Origin of the sequence: Pseudomonas cyclaminis (genome assembly GCF_015163715.1) — a bacterium.
Classification (GTDB): Bacteria; Pseudomonadota; Gammaproteobacteria; order Pseudomonadales; family Pseudomonadaceae; genus Aquipseudomonas; species Aquipseudomonas cyclaminis.
This window is the reverse complement of record NZ_JADDUM010000032.1, coordinates 1-12,416: the sequence shown is the minus strand read 5'-3', so window position 1 is coordinate 12,416 and position 12,416 is coordinate 1. Positions and strand designations below refer to the sequence as shown.

General features: G+C 58.0%; 8 protein-coding genes and 1 tRNA gene. 1 reads left to right on the top strand and 8 read right to left on the bottom strand.

Annotated elements, in window-relative coordinates; genetic code table 11:
- Positions 1–6 precede the first annotated feature (6 nt).
- The 8 genes from IQK56_RS04745 to IQK56_RS04710 form a co-directional block, all read right to left on the bottom strand.
- Positions 7–1,140 carry an N-6 DNA methylase gene (locus tag IQK56_RS04745; RefSeq protein WP_193862944.1) on the bottom strand — a complete coding sequence of 378 codons (1,134 nt, stop codon included), beginning with the start codon at positions 1,138–1,140 and terminating at the stop codon, positions 7–9.
- Between the two features lie 160 nt (positions 1,141–1,300).
- Positions 1,301–1,627, bottom strand: a complete 327-nt coding sequence (locus IQK56_RS04740; RefSeq protein WP_193862942.1) for a hypothetical protein — start codon at positions 1,625–1,627, stop codon at positions 1,301–1,303.
- Positions 1,624–2,601 carry an integrase domain-containing protein gene (locus tag IQK56_RS04735; RefSeq protein WP_193901573.1) on the bottom strand — a complete coding sequence of 326 codons (978 nt, stop codon included), beginning with the start codon at positions 2,599–2,601 and terminating at the stop codon, positions 1,624–1,626. The genes IQK56_RS04740 and IQK56_RS04735 overlap by 4 nt, the downstream gene beginning before the upstream one ends.
- A 911-nt stretch (positions 2,602–3,512) precedes the next feature.
- A complete protein-coding gene (locus tag IQK56_RS04730) occupies positions 3,513–4,835 on the bottom strand; it encodes a tyrosine-type recombinase/integrase (protein WP_193901569.1) in 1,323 nt (440 codons plus the stop codon).
- A gap of 171 nt (positions 4,836–5,006) precedes the next feature.
- Positions 5,007–5,082: transfer RNA gene (locus IQK56_RS04725), tRNA-Thr, on the bottom strand.
- A gap of 121 nt (positions 5,083–5,203) precedes the next feature.
- Positions 5,204–6,580 carry an HlyD family type I secretion periplasmic adaptor subunit gene (locus IQK56_RS04720; protein ID WP_122310337.1) on the bottom strand — a complete coding sequence of 459 codons (1,377 nt, stop codon included), beginning with the start codon at positions 6,578–6,580 and terminating at the stop codon, positions 5,204–5,206.
- Complete coding sequence (locus IQK56_RS04715) at positions 6,570–8,723, bottom strand: type I secretion system permease/ATPase (RefSeq protein WP_150762218.1); 2,154 nt, start codon at positions 8,721–8,723, stop codon at positions 6,570–6,572. Before IQK56_RS04715 ends, IQK56_RS04720 begins: the two co-directional genes overlap by 11 nt.
- A 45-nt stretch (positions 8,724–8,768) precedes the next feature.
- Entirely contained in the window at positions 8,769–10,121 is a 1,353-nt protein-coding gene (locus tag IQK56_RS04710; RefSeq protein ID WP_122310333.1) for a TolC family outer membrane protein, read from the bottom strand.
- 346 nt (positions 10,122–10,467) lie between these two features.
- On the opposite strand from IQK56_RS04710, the gene IQK56_RS04705 reads away from it, so the two are divergent.
- A partial coding sequence (locus tag IQK56_RS04705; RefSeq protein WP_193901567.1) for a retention module-containing protein occupies positions 10,468–12,416 on the top strand: 1,949 nt, incomplete at its 3' end.

Sequence of the window (12,416 nt, the reverse complement as noted above, 5' to 3'; positions counted from 1 at the left end):
TAATTCTTAATCCAGTTCTAAATCTAGAAGTCGGGCAGCAGTTATAAATCGGGCGCCTACTCCCTGAGAGATTTTATCAAGCTGAGCGCGGCCTGAGTCGCTCGTTAGTAGCCGTAATACTTCATCGGAAGCTGCATTGGGAGTTAGAGCAAAGAAACAATCAGTGATAAGTATTGGGCCTTTTTTTACAAGAACTACCTTTCGGCTTAAATTCCGCCCCACACGCGCGACAAGTATATCGCCCTCACGTGCATAGCTACCGCCCAAAGCTTCCGCATCAGACTGTGATACTAAAAACCTAGGTGAAATATCGGACTCGTAATCTGCCAAGTCTGTAATGTGAAAGATCGGTAGGTTTACTGATTTTCTCGAGCTAGAGCTATGGCTACCCCTAGAAACTGAAGAAATTAATTCACTTAACTTTCGTCTAATCTTCTTTCTTGTTTTTTTAGCTTTGTTTTGGACGTGATGGCTATAGTCGATCCGCGAGATGGCCTCGTCAGATGGTATATTTAACGCCTCAGAGAGAACGCCACTCAGTTCGAGCTTCCTACTTGTTACAGTCGATTTTTGCGTCCCGTTTTTTGAAAGTATAACAATGTGTGTTTGAGCTTCCGTCTTACGAAAAATATTTCGTGGCAGCTCAATAATTTGTTCTAGTGAATGGTTTTCAATTAGCGCGCGCCGAAACCGTTCAAACCTTTCACCAGTAATTAAACCGTCTGGAAGTATTAGTCCGAGCTTGCCCCCGCTCTTAAGAAGGCGCAGGTTTTGTGCCACAAATAGTATTCCAGCGGGTGCATTTTTTGCTTCTGGAAGGACATGGCTAAGGCCGACTTCTTCAAGAATATTGCCGAAATGTTCCTGCCAGATAGGGCGAATATAGGGTGGATTACACACGGCAGCACAGGCTTGCGACCAGCCGAGCCCTATTCGATCGCCCAATCTCAGGTCGAGTGCATCACCTGTAAAATGAACAAAAGACGGTCCGCGAAGCGTCGGAAGGCGGCCGCTATCGGCTTGCTCGTCAATATCTACGGTGAGATAGCGTTCTGCTGCCCACTGATTCGCGGCTTCAGTTACCAGCGCACCATCACCTGCACCTAAGTCAATGACAGTCCCAGGTGTAGCCAGCTTCATGGAGCTGATCAGAAGCGAGGCGACTGTCTCTCGGGTGTAGTATCGACCGAGATGGTCAGAGGTTCTAGATTCCATTGGTACTGCTTCGTTGGGCGCTCGGAGAGCGACTTTACAGGGTTTGACCGTGTCTGAGAACGTATTCTAGATAGCTTTTGACTCTTCATGCGATTGATGGCGGAGAATCGCTTGCGATGGTTCGAACCGCGTTTGGCGCTTGTGGAAAATGCCACTCCTTGCCCAGCCGCAGAGCAATCAAGCGTATTGTCAGCAGATAGTAGTATCGCGTTTGTGCACCATGATTCAGCAGATAAGAGTTCATAAACCAAGCGAGGTGTTTCTGCCGCCAACTCCAAGGATTGTCTCGCTTCCAGCGATCCTCTATCGCCTTCTGGATACGTTTTGATTGGCGAAGATGGCGTTGACGTGTGGCATGCGACCCCTTAAGCACCGCTATCAGAAACACCTCAAAGTCGAACTGCCTGCTCATTTTTGACCCCCGATGTACGCTGATACAACGTCTATACGACTGTGTCCGAGTTCATAGCTGATTTGTGTGCGTGCCTTTCGGTCTAGTCGTGGATCGAAGCGGCCGGCCCCGCCGTCATTGATCGGGGCTAGATGTTGGGTGATCTGTTCATATCGCTCGCACGCATAGGCCGCCCTTAACTCATGGAAGCCTTTGACGTTGTGTGCATGGAGGAAATCCCGAGCAGGGCGGACGATTCGCTGTTGGAAATCCAGGTAGCTCTCGTTCGGTGCAAGTAGATTGTGGCTACCCTCTGGGGAGACCAGTTCTGCATAGCTGAGTGCTTCGCGAACCTGGTCATCCACGGAAATCCAACGAGGTGCTGACGCACCGCTGCGGCCACCTTTGGTGCCGTCCTGGATGTTGATCCTCCCGAGTTGTTCGGCTTCCCGTTGCAGCCGAGGAAGGTCGGCCAAAATCGCCTCGCGTAAGCGCATGCCGGTGGCGCGTGCCAGCTGTGCGATGGCCGCGGCGCGGGGATGCTGTTCGTGGAGCGCATCGACAATGCGCATTACTTGCTTGCGATTTTGGCCTTGGGGAATTGTCGTGCGAACGGCGGTGCGCTGCATCCTCAAAGCCTTACTCGGGCTCGGCACTTTCACATACTGATCACCGCGAAGAGCTGCGAGGGTTCGGTTGACGCTGGACAACCGGTTTTGCGCAGTCGCGATGGCAATCTCACCATGTTCAACTTGCTGCCGGAGATACCCGGCGTAGTCCAGCAAGGTCTGCCGATCAATCTGCCGCGCATCGTTAAACCCTGGTCCAGTCTCCGATCGACACCAGTGTACAAATGCCTGCCAGCGATCACTGTGCGCTTTGGCCGTGCCGTAATGCCCGCCGCCAAACATGTCCCGCAATGCCTGCGGTCCGGCATAGCTCAGTTGCCGGCCATAACCAAAATTGCGGCCATCTCGCTTGCCCACCAGTGCCATCATCAAACTCCTCTCGAAGCCAAACCGTTGAAACCTTCCCCCACGTCATCCCGCCAAGAATGTTGAGTGTTATCAGGGATCAAGGCCCCTGCGACCTGTGAGGGTTATCCACTAACGCGGGACTGACGGCTCCTTACGACCGGGAGCTTGGGCATCTCATGATCTGGCCTCCTGAGCACCTCCGAAGAGGTGGGCGGGTGGAGGCTGCAGTGGCTGACGAAACCGGTGCCGCGAGATCCTGAGTCAGGTGAAGGCAGGGATGCGATGACCGGGGCATGCCTGACTGTCAGTCAGGTGCAGTCCATTCCGTGGGCTGCGGCACCATCATCTGCATCGCTGTTGCTGGTGACTTCGGTGTTTGTCACGCCGATTGTCACGAGGGGGAATGCCGCAAAGCCTCGTACGAGTTGGGCTGCAGCAGCGGTAGGAGCGCCCGTCTCTTTCCGGAAGAAAGAGACGGGCGCAGGTTGGCGCAAGGAAATGGCCAAGCGGATAGGTTGCTGCAGGGCAGCTATCAAAGGGTATGAGTTGCCGCAGTGGGCACACTGGTAAAAGTAGGCATCCATCACATCGCTGTGACCGTGCGAGCCGCCGGACGCTAATCGCACTTTGGGAGAACCACCACCGTGTGGCGTAGCCTTAAAGGTTCTGGCTACCTGGGTTGCTGTCGGCGACAGCGCTTTGCCCGATCTTTTCTACGCCTGTGGATAATTCGGGTCAAGACTCCAATTTTCGGGAGTTCTGCGGCTGTGGATGAAATTATCCACCGGTGGAAATCAGTGGTTTTCCACAGACAGCTGTATGGGCTTTAGATTTTTTAAGTGAGGTCCATCCAAGCAGGGCGGCTTTGCAGCCCTGTTTGGATGGACCCGCGTGGACAAGCGGATCACTGAGATATAAAGACCGAGCGCTTACTCAGTTGCGCCACGTTTTGCTTTTAAGCGAGTGACGTTCGGTCCGGTCTGGTTCGCGAATTCGTGTGGAGTGACATGCTCCTGCAGGTTGGCCTCCAGGTACCGGCTCCACCAGTTCATGATCAGCCTGCGCTCCTCGATGAACTCGGCCTTGTGGATGTAAGCGGCGCGGACGTTGTTGCGCTCCTTGTGGCTCATCTGCCGTTCAATAGCTGTCTCCGACCACAATCCTGACTCGATCAGTGCGCTACAGGCCATCGAACGAAATCCATGCCCGCAGATATCGGTTTTGGTGTCGTATCCCATCGTCCGAAGCGCGTTGTTCACGGTATTTTCGGACATGGGCTTCCAGGGTTTGGCATCCCCTGCGAAGACCAATGCGAATTTGCCTGTGAGTGCATGGATTTTTTCGAGTAGCGCCACTGCTTGCGGCGATAAGGGTACTAAATGGATATCCCCTGCCATCTTCGTACCCCTTGTGGAAAAGGGTACTCCTTCCAGCGCGGGTCGAGTGTCCGGTATCTCCCAGGTGCCGCGCTTGAGGTCGAACTCGCTCCAGCGTGCGAAACGCAGCTCGCTGGATCGTACAAACACATGCAGCGACAGCATCACCGTCAGACGGGTAAGTGCCCGGCCTTTATAGGTGTCGATCCGCTCCTGCAGTTCCGGCAGTCGCGATAAGGGTAGAGCGGGGCGATGCACCACCCGCGGGGCCTTGATCGAGCCTTCGAGGTCGTAAGCAGGGTTTATGGTGATAAGCCGGAGGCGCTTTGCCTCGCGCATGATGCTCTGCAGGTAGTTTTGTACCCTTAAAGCAACGTCGATCGTTCCGCGCTTCTTGATCGCTTCCAAGGGCTGCGTGAGGTCATGGGTGTCGAGATCAACAATGGCGCGGGCGCCGATCAGCGGGAACACGTGGGTTTTGAGGCGGCTCATCACAGTCTTGGAGTGGCCTGGTGCCCACTTGGCCGACATTTCCGTGTGCCAGTCCAGCGCAACGCTTTCAAAGGTTCTGCCTTTGATCACGGCTTCCGCCTTGGCTTGGTGCTTGGTCTCTATGGGATCAATGCCATCCGCCAGCATTCGCTTTACCTCCAAGCGCTTGCGGCGCGCATCGGCGAGGCCAATGACGGGATAGTTGCCGAACGAGGTCAGTCCTTCCCGTCCGTCAGGTTTGACGTAACGGAGCCGCCAGCCTTTGCGGCCATTGGGTTGGACTAGGAGGTAGAGGCCATCGCCGTCGAAAAGCTTGTAGGCGCGGTCTGTAGGTTTTGCCAAGCGGCAAGCTGCGTCGGAGAGCGGAGCTGTGGTGCGCGACATAAGGGTACTCCCTTTTATCGAAGTGACCTGTATCCCAAACTCTACCCTTAAAACGGTTGGAATCCACCAGTTTCTGACGGAAACCGATGGAACGCCAAAACGAAAAAACCCGCCAGAAGGCGGGTTTTCGGGGGTTCCAGAGATTTTGAAAGCCTTCTCTGGAACCTTGTGTGGTGCCGGCACCAGGAGTCGAACCCGGGACCTACTGATTACAAGTCAGTTGCTCTACCAACTGAGCTATACCGGCGTGTTAGGGCGACGATTATAGCGACTGAAAAGGTTCTGTAAACCCCTGAAATCTGACTATTTTTGCGAAAACCCAAGTTTTCGCAAATCTCCCCTCATTTATCCGCCTCACCCGTCCAGAATCAACGCTCGTGCATCGCTTCTGCACGGGATTTGATGATGGGTTTGAGCAGGTAGCTCAGGATGCTCTTCTTGCCGGTGATGATGTCCACCGAGGCCACCATGCCGGGGATGATCAGCAGCGGCTTCTCATCGGTGCCCAGGTGGCTGCGGTCGGTGCGCAGTTTGATGATGTAGAAGGTGTTTTTCTTCTCTTCATCCATCACGGTGTCGGCGCCGATGGTTTCGAGTTTGCCTTTGAGGCCGCCGTAGATGGTGTAGTCGTAGGCGGTGAATTTGATCATGGCTTCCTGGCCGGGGTGCAGGAAGGCGATGTCTTGTGGGCGGATTTTTGCTTCGACCAGCAGGGTGTCGTCCAGTGGGACGACTTCGGCCATGTCGCTGCCGGGCTGGATCACGCCGCCGACGGTGTTGACCAGCATCTGCTTGACGATGCCGCGCACGGGGGAGGTGACCATGGTGCGGCTGACGCGGTCTTCCAGGCCTTTGGACGTGGCTTGGGCCTTGCTCAGGTTGGTGCGGGCTTCGTTCAGCTGGGCCAGGGCTTCGCTGCGGAATTTGCCGCGGGTTTCGTCGACTTTGCGCTGCACTTCGTTGATGGCGGCCTGGGCGCGGGGGATGGCCAGGGTGGTGCCGTCGAGCATGCCGCGGGTTTCAACTTCCGAGCGTTTGAGGCGCAACACTTCGACCGGTGAGATGGCGCCTTGTTGTACCAGGGGTTCGGACATGCCGATCTCCTGGCGCAGCAGGTTCAGGCTGTTGCGGTACTGCTCCTGCTTGGAGCTGAACTCGCGCAACTCTTGCTGGCGTTGCAGCAGTTGTTGTTGCAGCCCGCCAATCTCGTCTGCCAGTTGCTGGCGGCGGCTGAGGTACAGCGATTCTTCGTTCGAGGCCTGGTTGGGCACGGCTTTGCGTGCGGCATCGGTGATGTTCAGTGGGCGGTTGTCGACTTCCGCGCTGAGACGCTCCACGCGCAGTTCCATGGCCACGCGGTCGGCTTCGGTTTCGCCGACGTTGGAGGCAAATCGGGTGTCATCCAGCCGGATCAGCGGCGCGCCGGCTTCGACGATCTGGCCTTCGTGCACGTAGATCTGGGCGACGATGCCGCCCTCCAGGTTCTGGATCTTCTGGATGCGCGACGAGGGGATTGCCTTGCCTTCGCCCTTGGTCACTTCGTCGATGATCGCGAAGTGCGCCCACAGGACCAGGAATACGAAGAAGCCGATCACGGCCCAAATGGTCAGGCGCACGATGCGGGGTGCGTCGTCGATCAGTGCCTTTTCGACTTCGGGCAGTGGCTGACCGTCGAGCGAGGCGCTGCCCTTGAAGTAGCGGAAGATGACGTCTTTCCAACGGCCTGGGCCGGACTTAAGCAACACTGATCTGCCCCTTTTTCAGCGCTTCCATAACGGCCGCTTTTGGACCGTCTGCGAGGATCTGGCCACGGTCGATCACCAGCAGGCGATCGACCAGGCTCAACAGCGAAGCACGGTGGGTGACGAGAATCACCGTCTTGTTTTCGATCACCGACTGCAAGCGCTGCTTGAGGCGCTCTTCACCGGTGTTGTCCATGGCGCTGGTCGGTTCGTCCAGCAACAGGATTGGCGGGTTCAGCAGCAGCGCACGGGCCAGGGCGACGTTCTGGCGTTGACCGCCGGAGAGGTTCTGCCCGCGCTCGCCCACTTGCAGCTCGTATCCTTGTGGGTGCAGCCTGGCGAATTCATGCACGCCGGCGAGTTCTGCGGCTTGCAGCACCATCTCGTCGTCCACGTAGCGGGCGCCCGAGACCAGGTTGTCTCGCAAGGTGCCGGCCAGCAGTTGGATGTCCTGGGCGACGTAGCCGATGTTGTGGCGCAATTCGCTGACGTCGATCTGGCGGATGTCGACACCGTCCACCAGCAACGAGCCGGAGTCCGGTTGATACAGGCCCACCAGCAGCTTGGCCAGCGAGCTTTTGCCCGAGCCGCTGCGGCCGATGATGCCGATTTTTTCCCCAGGGCGGACAGTCAGGTTGATGCCGCGCAGGGCCAGGTTTTGCTGGTTCGGGTAAGTGAAGTCGACCTCGCGGAACGTCATCGCGCCTTGCAGGGTTTTGCGGCTGAGCGGGCGTTCGTCGAAGTTGCGCTCTTGCGGCAGCTCCATCATCTGGTCCACCGAGACCATCGTTACCTTGGCTTGCTGGTAGCGCGTCAGCAGGCCCGACAGCTGGGCCAGCGGGCCGAGTGCGCGACCGCTGAGCATGTAGCACGCCACCAGGCCGCCCATGCTGAGGGTGCCGTCGATGATCTGGTACACGCCGAAGATAATCATCGCCACGCCCGCCACTTGCTGGATCAGCAAGGTGATGTTCATCGCCAGGCCGGACAGCACTTTGACCCGCAGTTCCAGGCGGCTGAGGGTGCCAATGGTTTGTTCCCACTGGTACTGGCGTTCGCTTTCGGCGTTGTTGACCTTCACCGCGTCCAGCCCGGCGAGGGTCTCGATCAGGCTCGACTGACGCTCGGCACCCAGGGCCATGGTGCGCTCAAGGGTGGTCGTCAGCGGTTTTTGCAGGAAGTGGCCGATGCCCAGGGCGAGCGGGAAGGCGACGATGGGAATCCACACCAAGTGGCCCCCAAGCAACGCGATCACGCCGAGGATGATCAGGGTAAAGGGCAGATCGATCAGGCTGGTGAGGGTCAGGGAGGTGAGGAAGTCGCGCATCCCCTGAAACTCGTGGATGTTGGAGGCGTAGCTGCCGACGCGTGCCGGGCGCATTTTCATCGACATGCCCACGATGCGCTCGAACAGCGTCGCGGAGATGATCAGGTCGGTTTTCTTGCCCGCAAGGTCCAGGCACAGGCTGCGCATCATCTTGAGCAGCAGATCGAACAGGTAGGCGCCACAAATACCGATGGCCAGCACCCACAGGGTGGCGGTGGCCTGGTTCGGCACCACGCGGTCGTACACGTTCATGACAAACAACGGCGCAGCCAGGGCGATCAGGTTGATCACCAGGCTCGCGGCGATGGCATCGGCATACAGCCAGCGGGAGCGTTTGAGGGTGTCTTTGAACCACGAGCGTGCGCGGGGGATCAGCGTGCCGCTGGTGACGTCAAATTTATGCTGGGGTTGGGCGAAGAACACTCGACCGCTGTAATCCTGAGTCAGCGCCTCGCGGGTGACCTGGACTTCGCCGCCGTCGCTTTCGCTGAGCAGCAGGCGGGCGGTATCACCTTCCCATCCCAACAGCACCGCACTGCGTCCTTCCTTTAATAGCAGCAAGGCCGGCAATGCGATGGACGGGATCTGCTCCAGCTTGCGCTGCAGCAAACGCCCCTGCAAACCCGCCCGGGCTGCTGCGCGCGGCAGCAAGTCGGGGCTCAGGCGCTGCCCCGCCAAGGGCAGGCCGGTGGTCAGCATGGCCCGGCTGGCAGGCTTGTAATGCAGCGAGCAGAGAGCCAACAACCCATCTAGCAATGGGTCGTCATGCTGAGCGCGGGGGTCATGGTGAAGTGGCGCCAAACCTATTTCAGAATCCAAGCTGACTCTCTCTTAAACGGTTGTGTGGTCCAACGCCGTCAAGAATCAGTTCATCCCTGGCAGGTTTACCGACGGTTTAATATCGTTTTGCACAACTGATGCCATCGGAGCAACGACGCCCTGGCTTCTCAGCAGTTGGCCCATGTCAGCCTTGATACGGTACTGGGTGTAAACGTAGAGGCTTTTGATCTGTGCCAGACGCTGCTGAGCGGTGAACAGTTCGTTCTCGCTGTCGAGCAAGTCGAGCAGTGTACGCTCACCGAGGCTGAACTGCTGCTGGTACGAGGTGCGCACCTTGGTGCTGCGGTCGACGTACTGCTGAGCGATGGGCACTTGCTGGCTGGCATTGTTGTAAGCGTTCCACGCCAGGCCCAGTTCTTCGTTCAGCTGACGCAGGGCGTTGTTGCGGATATCCAGCGCCTGGGTGGCTTGGGAAGCCTTGGACTGCAGGCTGGCCTTGTCGCTGCCGCCGTTGTACAGGTTGAACTGCATGTTCAGCATCGCGGAGTAGCCATTGTCATGGCCTTCTTCGCCGCCGATGTTGTTGTTGGCCGAACGTTGCAGCACCGCATCAAAACGCGGGTAGAAGGTCGACTTGGCGGCTTCGTACTGCTTCTCGGCAGCGGCGATGTCCGATTCGGCCGAGCGCAGTACCGGGCTGTCGGCAATCATTGCGCGGCGTGCTTCATCCAGGCTGGCGGGCAGGGCGGTCACGATGCCCATTGGCCGTTCCAGCTGATCAGGCTCTTTGCCGACAACGCTGAGGAAGTTGGTGTTGGCGTCAGCCAGGTTGGTCTGCTCGGTGATCAGGTTGTTCTGCGCCTGAGCCAGTCGGGCTTCGGCCTGGTCCATGTCCGCCATTCTTCCGACGCCACGGCTGGTGCGCAGCTTGATCTGGTCAAAAATGCGTTCGTGGCTCTTCAGGTTGTCTTCTGCCAGTTGCACCATCTCGCGACGGGTCAAGACATCCAGATACACCTGGGCCACGGTCAGCGCGGTGCGCTCGGAAGTATTGAGCAGCGCATACCCGCGGGAATTGGCGGTGGCTTGTTGGCGGCCGACTTCATTGATGGTGCCAAAACCCTGGAACAAATTTTGTTGCAGGCGGATGGTCGACTCGCCGCGGTTCAGGGTTTTCCAGTCGTGGCTGTTGCTGGCGGCACGGGTCGAAGTGTTGTCCGAGCTTTCGCGGCCATAGCCACCCAGCAGGTCGACTTTAGGCAGGTAACCACCCTGGGCCTCTCGGACCTGATAGTCAGCGGCAATGCGCGCATTGATTGCGGCCTGGATCTCCGGGTGGTTTTTCACAGCATCTTGCATGGCTTCGGGCAGGGTCTGAGCCTGGACGAAACTGGCGGCTAGAGCAAAAGGCACAGCTTTAAGAAGGTGCAAACGCATTCTGATGTTTCCCCGGGGATTGGTTGCCTGAAAACCGCAACAAACTTGGAATATTGCATTGGAGTGGCAACTCGAAATGCCCGTTTTTCTAGGGCGCCGGAGGGCGCAAACAGAAAGTCGCGAGGCCGCATAAATATCAATGTGACATTACCGGGCGGATTGTTTAGGATGGCGCCCAATAGGTCAATACCTTGACGGAAAAGTAATTTTCCTGACGAGACAACAAAATATTGACGCCAAAGTTTTATCAAAGCAATTAAGTACTCCAGCTATTGAATCGGCACCAGCGAGAGGGCCGGTCTCCTTGATGGATACCCCCTGAACGGTAATACACGGAGAGTCTTTTATGAGCAGCGTTGCGGTCGTCAAAAGCATTGTCGGTCAAGTGTTCGCGGTTTCCCCGGAAGGGATTCGTCGCCTGCTTGTAGAAGGGGATCGCCTGTTCGCGGGTGAGCAAGTCGATACCGGCGCATCGGGCGCTGTGTCGCTGGAACTGGCCGACGGCCGGACCATCGATTTGGGTCGCGACACTCAGTGGAGCGCAAACGCTCCTGATTCTGTCACCGACCTGAGCGCCGCCACTGCGCAAGCCGCACCGTCCGTTGCCGAACTGCAGCAAGCCATCGCTGCCGGCGCCGACCCGACCCAAGACCTCGAAGCCACCGCTGCCGGCCCGGCCGCCGCAGGCGCAGACGGCGCCGTAGGGGGTGGCCACAGCTTTGTTGTGCTGGAAGCCACCGCAGGCGTGGTCGACCCGACCATCGGCTACCCCACGACCGGCTTGAATGCCGGTGACGCCGTAGGCACTACCCAAACCGGCGCCGACAATAACGGCGTCGACCCGCGCAACGTCACCATCACCCTGACCGCCACGCCGAGCATCACCGAAGCCGGTGGCGTCGTGGTTTACACCGTATTCATCACCCAGGCACCGACCAGCGACCTGACCGTTACCTTGTCCAACGGCCTCTCCGTTGTGATCGCCGCTGGCCAGACCTCGGGCGTGCTGAACGTCACCTTCGCCGGCAATGACACGCCTTACCTGGACGCCTCATCGATCTCCGCCACCATCGCCGGCACCTCCGGCGGCGGCAACCTGATCATCACCACCGACCCGGCGCCAGCGGTCACGCAGATTGCGGACACCATCGACACCACCACCGTCACCCTGACCGCAACCCCTTCGGTGAATGAAGGCGGCCAGATCGTCTACACCGCGACCGTGACCAACGCGGCGCAGACCGACGTTGTGATCAAGCTGTCCAACGACCTGAGCATCACCATCGAGGCCGGTAAAACCACCGGCACGGTCACAGCCGACACACCTGCCAACCTGGCAGATGGCAAGGACCTGGCCGTCAGCGTCACGATCACCGAGGCGACCGGCGGTAACTACGAAAACCTCGCAATCAATCCCGCGCCAGCCACTTCCACTGTGGTTGCCGTGGATGATCCAAGCGTCTTGGTCGCAGATACCAACACCATCGCCGAAGATAACGTAGCTACCGGCAACGTGCTGAGCAACGACAGCGACATCGATAACGTGCTGGCTGTCGCCACCTTCCAAGTGGGCAACACGACCTACAACGCGGGCCAGACGGCTGACATCGAAGGTATCGGTTCCATCACCATCGGTGCTGATGGCGCGTACGTGTTCACCCCGGTCAAGGATTACAGCGGCGAAGTGCCGCAGATCGGTTACACCACCAATACCGGATCGAGCAGCACGCTGACGATCACAATCACGCCGGTCAACGATGCACCGGTGATCGACGTGACGGGCACGACCCTGGTCGAAAACACCGCCGTCGCAGGCAGCGTGGCGGGTACGTTTGTTATCAGCGATGCAGAAACGCCGGCTGGCCAACTGACGGTCACGTTCACGGGCGACAACAACAAAGATGGCTACTACGCCATCGTCGACAACACCGTTGTACTGACGCAGAAAGGCGCTGACTTCGTCAACGCCGGCAATCAACTGCCGAAAATCGACCTGACTGTTACCGACCCCGAAGGCCTCAACTCCAACGCAGCTGGCCAGCCGACCGTGACCTTGGTCAACGATGTGCCGGTGATTGAAATCACGGCTAACACCATTGTTGAAGAAACGGCGGCGGCGGGTACTGTTGCGGGCACTTTTGTTGCCAAAGACGAAGAGACGCCACGGGAAGGCCTGACGATCAGCTTCACTGCCGGGACCAATGGGGATGGCTATTACAGCCTGTCCGACAATAACGTGGTGTTGACGCAGAAAGGTGCCGACTTTGTTAATGCCGGTAATCAGCTGCCGAAAAT